The sequence below is a fragment of the Desulfofalx alkaliphila DSM 12257 genome, from assembly GCF_000711975.1.
GTDB lineage: Bacteria > Bacillota > Desulfotomaculia > Desulfotomaculales > Desulfohalotomaculaceae > Desulfofalx > Desulfofalx alkaliphila.
Genome location: NZ_JONT01000009.1, coordinates 1 through 15,775, shown reverse-complemented (window position 1 = coordinate 15,775; position 15,775 = coordinate 1). Strand labels below are relative to the sequence as shown.

General features: G+C 45.8%; 15 protein-coding genes, 1 pseudogene and 1 riboswitch. Of the genes and pseudogenes, 5 read left to right on the top strand and 11 right to left on the bottom strand.

What is annotated here, in order from left to right; all coding sequences use genetic code 11:
- Nucleotides 1–122: 122 nt before the first annotated feature.
- The 3 genes from BR02_RS0106235 (at nt 123) to BR02_RS0106225 (ending at nt 4,616) form a co-directional block, all read left to right on the top strand.
- Nucleotides 123–1,313 carry an acetate/propionate family kinase gene (locus BR02_RS0106235; protein ID WP_031515279.1) on the top strand — a complete coding sequence of 397 codons (1,191 nt, stop codon included), beginning with the start codon at nt 123–125 and terminating at the stop codon, nt 1,311–1,313.
- Nucleotides 1,314–1,445: 132 nt separating this feature from the next.
- On the top strand, nt 1,446–3,551 hold the full coding sequence (gene acs, locus BR02_RS0106230; RefSeq protein WP_031515278.1) for an acetate--CoA ligase alpha subunit: 2,106 nt from the start codon (nt 1,446–1,448) through the stop codon (nt 3,549–3,551).
- 12 nt (nt 3,552–3,563) lie between these two features.
- Nucleotides 3,564–4,616 (top strand): phosphotransacetylase family protein, encoded by a 1,053-nt coding sequence (locus BR02_RS0106225; protein WP_031515277.1) that lies wholly within the window; start codon nt 3,564–3,566, stop codon nt 4,614–4,616.
- A 66-nt stretch (nt 4,617–4,682) separates the two neighbouring features.
- On the opposite strand, the gene BR02_RS0106220 is transcribed toward BR02_RS0106225, so the two are convergent.
- The 3 genes from BR02_RS0106220 to rsmD are packed head-to-tail and all read right to left on the bottom strand — an operon-like array spanning nt 4,683 to nt 6,252.
- Nucleotides 4,683–5,129, bottom strand: coding sequence for an SPFH domain-containing protein (locus tag BR02_RS0106220; protein ID WP_031515276.1), 447 nt, complete (start codon nt 5,127–5,129; stop codon nt 4,683–4,685).
- A gap of 14 nt (nt 5,130–5,143) precedes the next feature.
- Complete coding sequence (gene coaD / locus BR02_RS0106215; RefSeq protein WP_031515275.1) at nt 5,144–5,632, bottom strand: pantetheine-phosphate adenylyltransferase; 489 nt, start codon at nt 5,630–5,632, stop codon at nt 5,144–5,146.
- Between the two features lie 23 nt (nt 5,633–5,655).
- Nucleotides 5,656–6,252: a 16S rRNA (guanine(966)-N(2))-methyltransferase RsmD gene (gene rsmD, locus BR02_RS0106210; RefSeq protein WP_274377116.1), complete on the bottom strand. Its 597-nt coding sequence runs from the start codon at nt 6,250–6,252 to the stop codon at nt 5,656–5,658.
- Between the two features lie 101 nt (nt 6,253–6,353).
- On the opposite strand from rsmD, the gene gpr reads away from it, so the two are divergent.
- Complete coding sequence (gene gpr, locus BR02_RS0106205; RefSeq protein WP_207640988.1) at nt 6,354–7,334, top strand: GPR endopeptidase; 981 nt, start codon at nt 6,354–6,356, stop codon at nt 7,332–7,334.
- 222 nt (nt 7,335–7,556) lie between these two features.
- On the opposite strand, the gene recG is transcribed toward gpr, so the two are convergent.
- A complete protein-coding gene (gene recG / locus BR02_RS0106200; RefSeq protein WP_031515272.1) occupies nt 7,557–9,638 on the bottom strand; it encodes an ATP-dependent DNA helicase RecG in 2,082 nt (693 codons plus the stop codon).
- A gap of 159 nt (nt 9,639–9,797) precedes the next feature.
- Between recG and rpmB the strand changes: the two genes are divergently transcribed.
- Nucleotides 9,798–9,989, top strand: coding sequence for a 50S ribosomal protein L28 (gene rpmB, locus BR02_RS15055; RefSeq protein WP_084170953.1), 192 nt, complete (start codon nt 9,798–9,800; stop codon nt 9,987–9,989).
- A gap of 44 nt (nt 9,990–10,033) precedes the next feature.
- On the opposite strand, the gene BR02_RS0106195 is transcribed toward rpmB, so the two are convergent.
- From BR02_RS0106195 to BR02_RS0106165, 7 genes and pseudogenes are all read right to left on the bottom strand, one after another.
- Complete coding sequence (locus BR02_RS0106195; RefSeq protein WP_031515270.1) at nt 10,034–11,077, bottom strand: nicotinate phosphoribosyltransferase; 1,044 nt, start codon at nt 11,075–11,077, stop codon at nt 10,034–10,036.
- A gap of 17 nt (nt 11,078–11,094) precedes the next feature.
- Nucleotides 11,095–11,577, bottom strand: a complete 483-nt coding sequence (ribH, locus tag BR02_RS0106190) for a 6,7-dimethyl-8-ribityllumazine synthase (RefSeq protein ID WP_031515269.1) — start codon at nt 11,575–11,577, stop codon at nt 11,095–11,097.
- A gap of 151 nt (nt 11,578–11,728) precedes the next feature.
- A complete protein-coding gene (locus BR02_RS0106185) occupies nt 11,729–12,949 on the bottom strand; it encodes a bifunctional 3,4-dihydroxy-2-butanone-4-phosphate synthase/GTP cyclohydrolase II (protein ID WP_031515256.1) in 1,221 nt (406 codons plus the stop codon).
- Between the two features lie 26 nt (nt 12,950–12,975).
- A complete protein-coding gene (locus BR02_RS0106180; protein ID WP_031515254.1) occupies nt 12,976–13,629 on the bottom strand; it encodes a riboflavin synthase in 654 nt (217 codons plus the stop codon).
- The gene (gene ribD / locus BR02_RS0106175; protein ID WP_031515252.1) at nt 13,611–14,741 is read right to left on the bottom strand and encodes a bifunctional diaminohydroxyphosphoribosylaminopyrimidine deaminase/5-amino-6-(5-phosphoribosylamino)uracil reductase RibD; all 1,131 of its coding nucleotides are present in this window, start codon (nt 14,739–14,741) and stop codon (nt 13,611–13,613) included. The genes BR02_RS0106180 and ribD overlap by 19 nt, the downstream gene beginning before the upstream one ends.
- 127 nt (nt 14,742–14,868) lie before the next feature.
- A riboswitch (FMN riboswitch) is annotated at nt 14,869–14,999 on the bottom strand.
- 65 nt (nt 15,000–15,064) lie between these two features.
- Complete coding sequence (locus BR02_RS0106170; protein ID WP_031515250.1) at nt 15,065–15,355, bottom strand: hypothetical protein; 291 nt, start codon at nt 15,353–15,355, stop codon at nt 15,065–15,067.
- A 151-nt stretch (nt 15,356–15,506) separates the two neighbouring features.
- A pseudogene (locus BR02_RS0106165) lies at nt 15,507–15,775 on the bottom strand (UPF0236 family protein); the annotation flags it as partial.

Sequence of the window (15,775 nt, the reverse complement as noted above, 5' to 3'; positions counted from 1 at the left end):
TCTCATTGGATATAATTTATTAACCTGGGTTAAGGCATTAACCCGGGTTAATATTTGTTACATAACAAACCCCAACCTCTGGGGTGGGCCACCAATATATTTATAGTGAGGAGGAATTGTAATTGCTTATTTTGGTTATTAATTGTGGTAGTTCGTCGGTAAAATATCAAGTAATAGACATAAAGGAAAACAAATCGCTGGTCACAGGTATTGCAGAGAGAATAGGTATACCCGGTTCTAAAATAAAACAGCAATTAAACGGTGGCGGTAAATTCAAGTTGGAAAAAGACCTGGCGGACCATAAAGAAGCCATTCAGCAAATATTTAATTTAATAACCGATAAAGAACACGGTGCCATTGGGGATATGTCTCAAATTAGCGCCGTTGGCCACCGGGTGGTACACGGAGGAGAAAAATTCAATCGGGCGGTTGTTATTGATGATGAAGTGTTAAAGGTCTTGGAATCTTTATTTGACTTGGCACCTCTACATAACCCACCAAATGTCTTAGGTATAAAAACTTGTCAGGCATTATTGCCCCATGCACCACAGGTTGCCGTATTTGATACCGCCTTCCATCAAACTTTGCCTGACTACGCCTATACCTATGCCCTACCCTATGAATATTATGAAAGGCTGCAAATCCGCAAATACGGTTTTCACGGCACCTCTCACAAATATGTGTCCAACCGGGTTGCCGAAATACTGGGCAAACCAATTGGCCAGCTAAAGATTATTGTCTGCCACCTGGGTAACGGTTCCAGCATCACTGCAGTGGATCAAGGAAAGTCCGTTGATACCACCATGGGCTTTACACCTCTGGCAGGAGTACCCATGGGCACTCGCTCCGGCGATATTGATCCGGCAATAATTCCCTTTATTATGAAAAAGGAAAATTTCAGTGCGGCGGAAGTGAGCACCTTACTTAACAAACAAAGCGGTGTTCTGGGCATATCCGGCTTAAGCAGCGATTTTAGAGACCTGGAAGAGGCTGCCGAAAAAGGGAACCAACGGGCTATTCTGGCCCTTAATACCTTTAATTACAGTGTAAAGAAGGCCATCGGTGCCTTCAGTGCAGCCATGGGCGGAGTAGACGTTGTGGCCTTTACCGGAGGAATTGGTGAAAACGGCATAGACCAGCGCAGGGATATATTGCAAAATATGTCTTACCTTGGATTAGAGCTTGACAATGATAAAAACAACTGCCGCGGTAAGGAAGCCATTATCAGCAAAGAAGGCTCGAAGGTGTTGGCCATGGTGGTACCCACCAACGAAGAATTAATGATCGCAAAGGAAACAGCGGAACTGATATAGTTTTTTTAAAGGACTTTGTGTTAGGCAAAGTCCTTTTTTACACACAAGACTTGCCCCACAGGATTCATTGACACCGGTTTACAGCCCGGAATATAATGGACTTGACTTCTGAGTATAAGGTAGGTGATAGATTTGGCCGATTTATCCAGTTTTTTTAACCCCACTTCCGTTGCCATAGTTGGAGCTTCCGCCACGCCGGGTAAAATTGGCAATGCAGTGGTGAAAAACATCCTAGCCAGCGGTTTTCAAGGTAATGTTTACCCCGTTAACCCTAAGGCCAAGGACATCGAAGGCTTAAAATGTTACAAGTCACTTTCTGAAGTAAATCAACCTATCGATATGGCAATCCTAGCAGTTCCTGCCAAGTACAGTTTAGATATTGCAGAAGAAGCCGGCAGGTTAGGTATAAAAAACCTGATTGTACTAAGTGCCGGTTTTAAAGAAGTTGGCACTGAGGGCTTAGAGTTAGAAAAACAATTAGTCAGTACCGCCAACAGGTATGGCATTAATATGATGGGACCGAACTGTGTCGGTGTCATGGATACCATCGTTCCAATAAATGCCACTTTCTCTGCCGCTGCCCCGAAAAAAGGAAACATCGCCTTTATATCCCAAAGCGGAGCAATGTTGATCTCTATCGTAGATTGGAGCCTATCCACCGGTATCGGTTTTTCTCGGGTTATCAGCTTAGGGAACAAGGGCCAGTTAAACGAAGCAGATTTTATTAATGCATTGGCAGACGATCCATATACCGACGTTATTTTGGCATATATTGAGGATGTAACCGACGGGCAAAACTTCTTGGAGGTGGCCAAGGGTGCCAGCCGCAAGAAGCCGATTATTATATTTAAGTCAGGCACCAGTCAGGCCGGTGCCCAAGCGGCTTCCTCTCACACCGGTGCTTTGGCGGGAAGCGACCTGGCCTACCAAATATCCTTTGAACAATCGGGAATAATCCGTGCTCGTACCATGACTGAATTGTTTGACTTAGCCATGGCCTTTTCATATCAGCCAATTCCCAAGGGCAGACGGGTGGCAGTGGTTACCAACGCCGGTGGCCCTGGTATTATAGCCACCGACGCAGTGGAACACCATGATCTGACCATGGCCCGCTTTTCTAAAGAAACCCTTGATCAATTGCGGGCCTTTCTGCCGGCAGCCGCTAACATATACAACCCGGTGGATGTTTTAGGTGATGCCGATGACCAAAGGTATCATTTTGCACTGGAAAAAGTTCTGTTGGATGACAACGTGGACAGTGTGGTGGTGCTGGTTTGCCCCACGGCATTGACCGATCCCCTTGTGATAGCCAATACCATTGTAAATTTGCATAAAAAATACCCCCAAAAACCCATATTCACATCCTTCATGGGTGGCCCCGGTTTGGAAGAAGGAAGTAAAATTGTTAAAAGTGCCGGCATTCCTAACTATACTTTTCCCGAACCGGCCATTTACAGCTTAAGTGGTTTAACAAAGTACGGGCAAGTGCAGGAATCTTTGTTTGAAGAAGATGAACCCTTAGACTACCAAGATGTGGATAGAAAGGCAGTAAAAGCAGTGTTTTACGATGTCTTTCGCGACGGTCGCAGGGTTTTATTGGGTGATGAAACATACGAAGTGGCCAAAGCCTACGGCATTTCCACCGCAACTATAAAGTTAGCCACCACCGCCGAAGAAGCCCTTAAATTAGCGGAGGAAATTGGCTATCCAGTGGTTTTAAAGGTTGCGTCACCAAAGATAATGCACAAAACAGATGTTGGCGGGGTGTTGCTGGATTTAGACACCCCCAAAAAAGTGGAAGAAGGGTTTTTTCAGATAATGGATAATGTGCAGCGCTACCTGCCGGATGTACTGCCTTACGGTGTAGATGTACAGAAAATGATGCCCCAGGGTACCGAACTTATAATTGGCATGACAAGGGATGTGCAATTCGGCCCCATGATCGCCTTTGGTCTGGGTGGTATATATGTGAATTTAATTAAGGATGTTTCTTTCCGGTTGGCTTCCGGTATTACAGCCGCAGAAATTCAAGCCATGATCGCTGAAACTAAAGCTTACACCTTAATTAAGGGTTACCGGGGACAAAGGCCGGTGGATATAGCAGCTGTAATAGACGTAATTGGCAGGGTGGCCAAATTAGTCACCGACTTTCCTGAAATTGCGGAAATGGATATCAACCCCATATTTGCCTATGAACAGGGCTTATCTGCAATAGATATTAAAATAACTATATCGTGAGGTGGTAATTAAATGCAAAACCTCTATATCACAGGTACAGCGGGAAGTGCAAAGACTGCAATGGCAGTGGGCCTAGGGCTGAAACTGCAGGCAGAAGGTTATAAGGTAAGCTATTTTAAACCCATTGGTATTACCACGGCCTCAGGTTCCACTGCAGACGAAGACGGTATTTTAATGAAAAAGGTGCTGGGCATGGATACTCCTTTAGATATTATTGTACCCTGTACCACCAGCCCCTTTTATTTAACTCGTTTTCAGCAATCCTCTAATTTAGCAAAAAAAATTCAAAGTGCCTTTGAAGTTGTCTCTAAGGATGCGGATCTTGTTCTTATTGACGGAGCAATATTTCCCCATGCCATGGCCAGTATTAACCTAGATGCCCCTTCGCTGGCCCATGACTTTAATGCAGCCACACTCTACATGATTAGGCTAAAAAATGATTTTTCTATGGATCAAGCAATGTTTTTCAACCGTTATTTTAAAGCCCATGACATCCCTGTGGTGGGCAATGTATTTTACAATGTGCCCAGGCAAATACTGGCAAAAACAGAAGGGGTATACAGACGTCTGTTGACAGATAACGGCTTTGACACCCTGGGCATCGTTCCCCAGCGGCCGGAGTTAAATGCACCCACCGTAGAGCAGTACTATGAAGTACTGGGTGGTGAAATACTTACCGGAGAAGATAAATTAGACAGACCGGTGGAAGACTCCATCGTTGGCGCCATGACAATAGAAAGCGCCTTGGGCTACCTGCGCAGGGCAGCCAACAAGGCAGTGGTAACAGGTGGCGACCGGGCTGACCTGGCCTTGGCAGCCCTGGAAACAGACACCTCTGTCTTAATATTAACCGGCGGCCTGTATCCCGATGTAAAGGTAATTGCCAAGGCCAGCGAAAAAGAGGTGCCGGTAATTTTAGTGCATTACGATACCTTTACCACCATTGAACGGATGACAGAGGTTTCTAATCGCATTAAGCCGGAAAATGAGAGTGTAATTAAGGTGGCCCTGGAGAATATAGAAAAATATGTGGACTGGCGTCAGATCATCGATAAATTAAAGTAACCATAATAGGGCGCTTTGCGCCCTATTAATTTTATAAAAATAAAACAGGTCGCTGGACCTGTTTTATCACTTCATTCTTTGTAATTCATCCCTTCCGGACCTTACTTGGTTAATTAGTCTATCAAGATGACCTTCCATCTTTTCTAATATTTCATCAGCATATTCCTTGGCGCCTAAGCGTATTTCTGCAGCCATTTCTTCAGCCTGTTTAACTATTTCCTGGGCCCTTCTGTTTGCCACTTCCACAATTTCACTTTCATCAGCCTTTTTTTCTATCTGCCGCTGTACATCCTCCATCAGTAATTGGGCCTCGCGTTTTGATTCGCTGAGTACCTTTTCACGTTCTTTTATCAGAAGTTTAGCTTGTCTCACCTCATCAGGCAAGGTGGTACGTATCCGATCTATGTAGTCAAAAAGTTTATTTTCATCCACCATAATCTTTTTGCTTAAGGGCACCCTGGGACATTCTTCAACAAATTCCTCTAATTCATTTAGTATACTAAGGAGCTCCATATTCTCTCCCTCCCTTATTTTAAAGCATCATCATACTTTTGATGCAACTTATCAGCTACAATGGACGGTACCATATCACTTATATTGCCGCCGTAGTAAGCAACCTCTTTAACGCCGCTGGAGCTTATAAAAGAGTATTCCGAGCGGGTCATTAGGTATATGGTTTCCACCCTGGGTTCCAATTTTTTATTGGTAAGTGCAAAAACAAACTCATTTTCAAAATCTGTTATCGCCCTCAACCCTCTGACCACAACTTGGGCCCCTTGCTTTAAGGCATAATTTACCGTTAAACCTTCGAACGATTCTATGTAAACATTGTCAAAATCCTTTAGCACCATCTTTAATAATTCTATCCGTTCTTGGGTGTCAAAGAGCGGCTTTTTTTTAGGATTGGTGGCCACCGCAACCACCAGTTTGTCATACAGCACCGATGCCCGTTCAATTATGTCTAGGTGCCCGTAATGAATGGGGTCAAAACTTCCCGGGTATACTGCAATACGCATAGTCTTTTTCTGCCTCCATAGTACTAGGTTAATTGGTAAAAATTAATGGTTGTATCTCCATATCTTTGTGTTCTTATCCTTAATAAATCTGCAACTGTTTCCGGCGGTAGGTGTTGGGTGCTGCTTTCAACTACCACCACCCCTTTAGGTGATAACAGATGGCAATTAAATACTTCATTTAGTACTTTTTGGTAGTATCCCTTGTAATAGGGTGGGTCTATGTAGATAATATCAAAATTTTTATTATTTTGATATAGGGTTTTCATTGCCGAGAATACGTCGCAATGTAAAATTTCGGCCCTTTGAAAGAGTTTGGTACGCTGTAGATTTTCTTTTATTATTGCCACCGTGGGCCGATCTTTTTCCACCAGCACAGCATGTGCCGCTCCCCTGCTCAGTGCCTCAATGGCAATGCTGCCCGTGCCGGCAAACAAATCTAAAAAATTACAATCTATAATTCTGTCTGCCAATATATTAAATACTGCTTCCTTTACCCGGTCTGCGGTGGGGCGTGTTTTTTCACCCCGGGGGCTCTTTAATATCATTTTTTTTGCAGTGCCGGCTATTACCCTCAAAAGAAAACCTTCCCTTCTTAACCAACTTTTATTATAACATATCATACCCAAAAAATCGATTTATTTAGTGTTCATTTGCTAAAAACTGTATAATTTGTCCTTGATGGGAAAAACTAAGGTAGCAATATAATTGGGAGGGTGTACCGTTGACCTTAAGTAAAAATTTTCTTTCTCACTTTGGCATTACTTTAGATTTAGCTTTAGAAGCAAGGGAAGTTGTGCGCGGCCAATTGGGTGAAGAAATCCCTGGGGTAGTAGTTGACAGAGAAACCTATGACCATGCAGTGGTGAGCACGGTAAAAATCGTAGAAAAATCTGCCGAGGAAATTATGGGAAAGCCCCAGGGAAATTACATTACCATAGAAGCACCGTCACTAACCGATAACAACAGAGAGGTTCATCAACAGATAGTTCAGGTGTTAGCCGAGCATTTGGGAAGGTTATTTGAACTGCCCCAGGAATCAAATGTATTGATAGTGGGTTTAGGAAACCGCAATGCCACACCGGATGCCCTAGGACCCCAGGTTGTGGATCAAGTTTTAGTCACAAGGCATATCTTTAACTATGCACCCAGTGAAATCAGGGAAGGAATGCGCCCGGTAAGTGCAATTGCACCGGGTGTATTGGGGGTAACCGGCATTGAAACAGCGGAAATTATTAAGGGCATCGTTGAAAATGTTAAACCGGAGCTGGTAATAGCCATTGATTCCCTGGCTTCCCGCAGTGTAGAACGCATTGCCACCACCATTCAAATTGCCGACACGGGCATAGCGCCGGGCAGCGGAGTAGGCAATAAGCGGGCAGGGATTAATCAAGAAACAATGGGGGTACCGGTAATTGCGGTGGGTGTTCCCATGGTGGTGCACGCCGCCTTAATTGCTTCCGACGCCATTGAACGACTGTTCGCACAGTTTAAAACTAACCCACAAATCTATCAGGCCTATCAACAGGATGCCGTTCAGGGGGTACTAAACGATATCTTGGCACCCTTTGGAGGGAATTTAATGGTCACACCCAAGGAAGTGGATATGTTAATCCATAACACCGCCAAGGTAATTGCCGGCGGCTTATCTGCAGCCCTTCATAAAGGAATAGATGCTGAAGAATATAGCACCTATCTACATTAGAAAAATAGCCTTGTCCAATATGTCCATCATAAGGAACAAGCGGACAATAAGAAGTCCGCTTGTTCTACACCAACCTCATTGAGCGCGCCCAGCATTCGAGGTGCGGTTGGGAACACCTCTGTTATGAAATTGGTGTAATGGGCTTTTTTGTGTTCATAATTTATTATGAACATCAAAATTGGCCCTTATGCTAACATATTTAACCTCTAGGCAAGTACCTTATTAGGTGGAGTGAAATGCTTTTTTAGAAAACCTGTGCTGCATTTGTCGGTTAAGTAGCTGATGTTGAGGCATTGTTAAATGGGGATCATGCCGGACAAGGTGATTTGCCTCTTGACGGGCACACTCCATGGCTTGTCGATCCCGTATAAGATCGGCAATTTTAAAATCCGGCAGACCCGATTGTTTAATTCCAAAGAATTCCCCCGGCCCCCGCAAACGCAAATCTTCTTCCGCCAGGGCAAAGCCATCACTTGTATTCACCATGGCAGCCATACGCTGCCTGCCCTCTTCGGTTTTAGGGTTTGACACTAAAACGCAATAGGACCGTTGGGAACCGCGTCCTACCCGCCCCCTTAACTGATGCAGCTGGGCTAAGCCAAATCGATCAGCGTCAATAACCACCATCACAGTGGCATTTGGCACATCCACACCCACCTCTATTACTGTGGTGGAAACCAATACATCAATACTTCCTGCACGAAACCGGTCCATGACAGCTTCCTTTTCATCGGCACTGAGGCGGCCGTGCATCAGGCCCAAGCTCAAGTGTCGTAAGGGGCCTTGGGACAATTCTTCAGCCAGGTCCACAGCAGACTGCACATCCAGCGAATCGGACTCTTCCACCAAAGGGCATACTATATAGGCCTGACGCCCCTGCTGCACCTCTTTTATGATCAGCCGGTATACTTCGGGCAGCGCTCTGTGGGTCACATGATAGGTTTTTATGGGCTTTCGTCCCGGAGGCAGGCTATAGATGACGGATAAATCCAAGTCACCATATACCGTCAGGGCCAGCGACCGTGGTATCGGTGTGGCTGTCATCACCAGCATATCCGGTAGCTTACCTTTATACTGCAAGGCCTGTCTTTGTTTTACACCAAAGCGGTGCTGTTCATCCACCACCACCGCCCCCAGGTTTTTAAATTCAACCACCTCTTGTATCAGAGCGTGGGTGCCGAGCAGCACCTGTATGTCACCCCGGGAAAGGCCGGCCAGTATTTCTTCCCGTTTGGCTTTCTTTGTGCTGCTGGTAAGAATTTCAACGCTAATGCCTAAGTCAGTTAACCACTTAGACAGACCCATGTAGTGTTGTTCCGCCAGTATTTCGGTGGGGGCCATCATTGCACCCTGCAGGCCCCCTTCAGCAGCTTTAATTAACACCAGGGCGCTGATCAGTGTTTTTCCGGCCCCCACATCACCCTGCAGTAAACGATTCATGGGGTAAGGGCTGTCCAGGTCTTGCATTATCTCGCCCCACACCTTAATTTGATCTGCTGTGGGTTCAAAGGGCAGGTTTTTAAGAAATTTTTTTACCAAAGGGCCTTCCCCTTGGCTGTAGCTATGGGACTTTGGAATCCTTTTTAAGCCTTGTCTTTTTTGGGCCAGGGCCAGTTGAAACAAGAATAATTCTTCAAAAATAAACCTGCGCCTGGCTTGGTGTACACCCTTATCATCTTCGGGAAAATGTATATCCCTCAGTGATTTAACCAAGGCCGGCAAACGATATTTTTCCAAAATGGTCAGCGGAATATATTCCTGTAATTGTGTGGTCTGCTCCAAGGCCTTGTGTATTATCGTCCTCATTATTTTTTGACTGATGCCCTCTGTAAGGGCGTAAACAGGTACTATTCTTCCCCCATGCACTGCCTGTTCCGGTTCATCGGCAATCTCACTGTCCAAAACCTGCAGTTGTACTTTTCCGCCAAACCGGCGATCTACCTTGCCGGTTAACAGCAATGTTGTTCCCGGAGGGTATTGTTTTATCACATATTTCTGATTAAACCACACTGCGTAAAAAACACCGTGGCCGTCGTCTATGGCCAGTTTTACTATGGTTAGCCCACGGCGGGGTTTAATTTCTTGGGCGTGCAACACCCTGCCCAAGACAGTGGCAACTTGCCCGTCGCCATAGCTGTGGACAGGCAGTATTTTAGTTCGGTCTTGGTAGCTGCGAGGAAAATGATATAAGAGATCGCCGGCAGTAAATATATTTAGTTTTTGTAAGGCGGCGGCCCGTTTGGGCCCAACCCCCTTTACATACTGCACCGGTTTATTTAAAATGTCATTGTAATTTAAGGCCATAATATCAACCCTTTGTATTATCTCTGGTCTGTCAAGGTGTTTACATTGAAAGTTTATAAAATTGCTTTAAATTTAATTTTATTTGTGATATACTAACCTAGTGAGATTTTGGAAGTATTTTATCATTTTTTTGGTTGGATATAAAGGAGGTGTATCGCAATGGCCAGAAAATGCGATGTATGCGGTAAAGGTGTTATAACAGGTTATAAATACAGCCACTCCCATATACGTACCAAAAGAAAATGGAAACCCAATCTACAGCGTGTTCGCATAGTTGTAGGCGGTTCACCAAGACGCATTCTGGTGTGCACTCGTTGCCTCCGGAGCGGCAAGGTTAAACGTGCAATATAAAATCCGAGGCCTAAGGCCTCGGATTTTATTACTTATTCCATGCTTTAAATCATTTTAACAAGCCTTGTGGTATCTGAAAGACCCGGTATGCGCCCTCGCTTGGCAATGGGCCTACCGTTTATTTCCTTTAGATCCATGGTCATGTTTATGGCCTTGGCCCCTGATATGTAACCTCCCACCCCAAAGGCATCAGCGCCGGCTTCTTTTAATAATTTAATGCGGTCCGGGTTTAGTCCCCCGGAAACAAATATCCTCACATGTTCATAGCCCGCTTGATTTAGTCTAAGGCGCACCTCTTTTACCAAATGGGGTGTAACACCTCCCCGCTCCCGCGGAGTATCAAGCCTGATACCCGTTAAGTTTGTACCCAGCGCCTGGGCAACCCGCAGGGCCTCCTCCGCCTCATCTTTAAATGTGTCCACCAGCACTATGACCGGGGAGCCCGGCGGCATTTTTTCATAATAAGCTTCTGCCACTTCCACAGTATCTCCTACAATAAGAAACACCGCATGGGGAACGGTTCCGCTGGGTTCCATGTCAAAATATTTAGCACCCATTATATTGCTGGCCCCGGTGACCCCACCCACCAGCGCCGCCCTTTCCATTACCGGAGATACTGCAGGGTGTACGTGCCTGGAGCCAAAGCATATCAAGCCACTGCCACCGGCAGCATCGGCACACTCTCTGGCAGCCGTGGCCCAACCGCTGGAACTGGCTAACATACCCAGTATTGCAGTCTCATAAATGCCAAATTTACTGTATTGCCCGAATATACGCATCACCACTTCATGGGCCTCAAAATATTCACCTTCGGGCAAGGCATACATTTCCACCGGTGTGCCCTGCAGCAAATTCTTTACCTCTGCACTGCCGCACATTATACCCGGTCGGCTGGCAAATATTTCAGCGGCCACCTGGGTATCCTCTAAACCCAGCCTGTTAAGTATCTCTAATGTTTTTATGAAGTAAATATCGGTGGTATAACCTTGGATTATTTCTTCATTATCTGCAGAAAACAGCCTGGCTGTGGTGGAAAATTTTAGCTCGGCCACATCTTTCATGCTCTTAATGGGTTTGTTGCCGTTCATGGTACCCCCCCATTCATCTACCCTTGGTTGATGCCGTCTAGATTTTTCATTAAATTAGCCATTTCAATGGCGTTGACAGCCGCTTCCCAACCCTTGTTGCCGGCCTTGGTACCGGCACGCTCAATGGCTTGCTCAATGGTGTCTGTGGTCAGCACACCGAACATGACAGGGACACCGGCATCCAGGCTTATTTTTGCCACCCCTTTGGATACTTCCGCTGCCACGTAGTCAAAGTGGGGTGTACTGCCCCTAATTACCGCACCCAGGCAAACAACCGCATCATATTTTTGTTTATTTACCATGCTCTTTGCCACCAAGGGTATTTCAAAGGCTCCCGGCACCCAGGCCACTTCCACGTCATTTTCATCTACACCATGGCGTTGAAGTGCATCGAGGGCCCCCGACAACAATTTACTGGTGATAAACTCGTTAAAACGCCCCACCACTAAACCAATTTTTAAACCTTCACCTATTAAATGTCCTTCATACACTCGTCCCATAATTCAGCCTCCTAAATATATTTGTTTTCTAGGGCACAACAACCATCAATGAAACTTAAAAAACTGACTTGCCTCAGGCCTAGACCCGGGCAAAAGCCGTAGTTTTTATAAACCGGCTGCCTTTGTGCTCTTGTGAAATAGTTGCACTGACTTAGGCCTTTTTCTTCTCAGAGAAGTCCAGCATGTGGCCCAGCTTTTCTTTTTTAGTGCTTAGATAAAAGTTATTGGTATCGCAGGGGTTAATCACTATCGGCACCCTACCTACAACCTTTAAACCGTGTCCCTCTAAACCTGCTATTTTGCGGGGGTTGTTAGTTAAAAGGCGTATCTTTGATAAACCCAGGTCAGCCAGTATCTGAGCTCCCAGGCCGTAATCGCGCAGGTCTGCAGGAAATCCTAGGGCTTCATTTGCCTCCACTGTGTCGGCCCCTAAATCTTGCAGTCTATAGGCCCGTATTTTATTTAACAATCCAATGCCACGGCCTTCCTGACGCATGTACAGCAGTACGCCGACTCCCTCCTGTTCAATTTGCTGCAAGGCGGTGGCCAGTTGGTCACCACAATCACAGCGGGCGGAACCAAATACATCACCGGTGAGGCACTCCGAATGCACCCGAACCAGGGGCGCCTCGACGCTCTTTAAGTCACCTTTAACCAGTGCAATATGGCCTTTCCCATCTAGCAAACTTTCATAAGCCACTGCAGTGAAGTGGCCATATTTTGTGGGCAGCTTTGCACTGTCAATTTTTTTAATCAGTTTTTCATGGTAGCGGCGGTATTTTATCAAGTCCGCAATTGTAATTATTTTTAAGTTATGGCGGGCACAGAACTCCATTAGCTCAGGCACCCTAGCCATGGTGCCGTCTTCCTTCATAATCTCGCAGATAACTCCGGCCGGGTACATTTTTGCCAACCGGGCCAGATCCACTGCCGCTTCGGTGTGTCCCGCCCGGCGCAGCACGCCGCCGTCCTTTGCCCGCAAGGGGAAAATATGGCCGGGTCTGCGCAAATCCTCCGGCTTGGTGTTGGGATCAAGCACCGCCTTTACAGTATCGGCCCGCTCGTGGGCAGATATACCGGTGGTGGTATGCTTGGCATCTATTGAAACGGTAAAGGCAGTGCCGTGGGGATCGGTGTTGTTGGTCACCATGGCCGGTAAATCCAACTCATCTAATCGCTTGCCATCAATGGGCAAACATATTAAACCCTTACCGTAGCTGGCCATAAAGTTTATTGCCTCCGGGGTGACCTTTTCAGCGGCCATAACTAAGTCACCTTCGTTTTCCCGATCCTCATCGTCAACCACCACAATCATTTTACCCTGTTTAATGTCTTCCAGCGCTTCCTCCACACTGTTAAATTTGTATTCCATGTATTATGCAACCTCCCCTTGATGTATTAAGCAAATCCATGTCTGGCTAAAAAGTCCATGGTCATCCTTGGACTTTCTGTTTTCTCACTTTGACGCTGCTCCATTAATCTCTCTATGTATTTCCCCAGTACATCACCCTCCAGGTTGACGGGATCTCCGATCTTTTTGCTGCCCAGTATGGTGTGGGATGCGGTATGGGGTATTAAGGATACCCGAAACCTTTCTTCGCTATAATCCACCACCGTTAAACTGGTCCCGTCAATGGCCACCGAGCCCTTATTTATTACATAGCGCATGACAGCGGGCGGTGCCTGAACGGTTATTAGGATAGCAATATCGTGCTGCTCAATCTTTGCTATTGTCCCCACCCCGTCCACGTGTCCAGTTACCAGATGCCCCCCAAGTCTGTCTCCCAGTCGCAGGGCCCTCTCTAAATTTACTTTATCCCCTGGAGCCAGTTTAGCAAGATTGGTTTTGGCCAAGGTTTCAGCCATGGCGTCGGCAACAAAACTTTCACTGTCAAAGGCGGTGGCTGTCAGGCAAACACCGTTTACCGCAATGCTGTCACCCAGTTTGATATCTTCCAAGACAAGCCGTGCATTAATGTGAATCTTGGCAGAGTCGGCACCCTTGGTAATGCCTCTTACGGTACCGATTTCCTCTACAATTCCGGTAAAAATAGTTTTTCACCTCCCTGGTCAGTGTAGCCCTCTACACATATATCCGGGCCAAAACGGTGCAGTGTAAGGTGTTTAATTCGCATTGCATCGGTTAAACTTTTTACACCTTCCCCTCCCACTGCACCCGGGGCATTGACGCCACCAATTATCATTGGTGCTATAAACCAGTATACCTTATCCACTGCTTTGGCTTCTAAAAAGGAGCCATGAACACCGGCGCCACCCTCAACCAGCAAACCGGTAATTTGCCGCCGTCCCAGATGCTCCAGCAGATCCGGTATGCTTACTCTACCATTATGATCCTCCGCCACTATCACCTCAGCACCGGCCGCTTCCAAAGCCTTAATTCTATCCCTTGGGGCAGCCTTGGTGGTGACAATAATGGTCCGGGCATTGGACGGTTGATTAATAACTTTTGCATTTAAAGGTGTACGGCATTTACTGTCAAGTACAACACGAATTGGATCAAGGCCTTTTCCTTCAGGCAACCTGGTGGTAAGGGAAGGATTATCAATGAGCACTGTATTTACCCCTACCAAAATGGCATCGTACCTATGCCTTAGTACATGGGCATAATTCCTGGACTCACTGCCGGTAATCCATTGGGATTCCCCAGTTGAGGTGGCAATTTTTCCGTCAAGACTCACTGCGGCCTTTAAGGCAACTAAGGGTTTATTATGGGAGATGTATTTTAAAAATATTTCATTAAGCCTGGCAGCCTCTTCTTCCAACACCCCTGAAACCACTTCTATGCCTGCTTCTTTTAATATTTCTATCCCTTTGCCTGCCACCTTGGGGTTTGGATCTGTCATGGCCACCACCACTTTTCTAATCCCCGCCGCTTTAATAGCTTCGGTACAGGGAGGGGTTCGCCCATAATGGCAGCATGGTTCTAAGGTTACATATAAGGTTGCACCCCTTGCTTGGTCACCGGCCTCCCGTAAGGCATGAACCTCAGCGTGGGGACTACCTGCCCTTTGATGATAACCTTTACCCACAACCATATTGTTTTTAACCACCACTGCCCCCACCATGGGGTTGGGACTGGTATAGCCCTCCGCCTTAGCGGCTAACTGCAATGCCTCTTTCATAAAATGCCGGTCACTTAACATATCATCCCCCCAGTAAATTACAAAAACCCCCGTTTTTCATTCGGGGGTTTAAAAAAGACAACACTTAAACAAAGGGTGTTTGCAAAAAATAGTATATGCGTACTTAAAAGCCATAAGACACCTTTAAATACACCTTCTCCCATCCAGACTTTACTGTCGGCTTCGGAATTTCACCGAATCTGCCTTAAAATAGGCTCGCGGGCTTAGCTTATTAGCCTTACCGCCGGTACGGAATTTCACCGATCCCCGAAGGTTACGCTTTATTAAGTTTTGCTAATTTATATTATATGCCTCTTATCTAAACATGTCAATATTTTCTTGCCCTATGAAATCTCTTTCAACTTTTCCATTGCAATGCGCACATTCTCTAAGCGGCGCCCCACCAACTCGGGAAAAGCTATATCTGTCTTTAAAAACTCTTTATATTTTTCAATGTCCAGCTCATCAACTTGCTCAAATCCTTTATCTAAGCTGGACTGGACGAAATTTTGAAAATTCACCAGATCTATCTTAAACTTAAAAACCTCACCGGGGCTTGCCCCCTCCTCTTCCAGCTTTTCTGCCAATTGATCCACAATGGTGGTATCAATAATGTTATACGCAAATTCCTTCAATTCCAACACCTCCGACAATATCATCACCATATTTTAAAAGTCATAATAACAAAAATTTTACCCCTTTAATGTTCCACTGTCAACTTTTTGCCACGCCCGGACGGTGTCAACTTTTTGTAGGATATTTCTTTCCGACCACTCATCTTGGTTTTTAGATTTTAAATGACCCATGCTGTATACCTTTTAAACATCGAAACATAGGTATTACTTTCCCGCGGTTTAATATCGTCACATTCTTAAATTGTTCCTGTGTCTGTTTATAAATATTGCACATCTTGGCTGTACCAGCTTTGCCTAGACTATAAGTATTATTACACAGCCGTTTTAAATGTTCCAATTTAACTTTTCCACCACTGCTGGTATATGCCCGCAGTTCTGCCATGGCTTTTAGACCTTTTCGGCCCCAGCCCATAGGACGAC

Coding starts and splice junctions, on each gene's coding strand:
- BR02_RS0106185 (WP_031515256.1), bottom strand. CDS start 12,949: ATGGAATACAAATTTAACAGTGTGGAGGAAGCGCTGGAAGACATTAAA.
- rsmD (WP_274377116.1), bottom strand. CDS start 6,252: ATGATATGTTATAATAAAAGTTGGTTAAGAAGGGAAGGTTTTCTTTTG.
- ribH (WP_031515269.1), bottom strand. CDS start 11,577: ATGGGACGAGTGTATGAAGGACATTTAATAGGTGAAGGTTTAAAAATT.
- BR02_RS0106220 (WP_031515276.1), bottom strand. CDS start 5,129: ATGGAGCTCCTTAGTATACTAAATGAATTAGAGGAATTTGTTGAAGAA.
- coaD (WP_031515275.1), bottom strand. CDS start 5,632: ATGCGTATTGCAGTATACCCGGGAAGTTTTGACCCCATTCATTACGGG.
- BR02_RS0106225 (WP_031515277.1), top strand. CDS start 3,564: ATGCAAAACCTCTATATCACAGGTACAGCGGGAAGTGCAAAGACTGCA.
- recG (WP_031515272.1), bottom strand. CDS start 9,638: ATGGCCTTAAATTACAATGACATTTTAAATAAACCGGTGCAGTATGTA.
- BR02_RS0106195 (WP_031515270.1), bottom strand. CDS start 11,077: ATGAACGGCAACAAACCCATTAAGAGCATGAAAGATGTGGCCGAGCTA.
- rpmB (WP_084170953.1), top strand. CDS start 9,798: ATGGCCAGAAAATGCGATGTATGCGGTAAAGGTGTTATAACAGGTTAT.
- ribD (WP_031515252.1), bottom strand. CDS start 14,741: ATGTTAAGTGACCGGCATTTTATGAAAGAGGCATTGCAGTTAGCCGCT.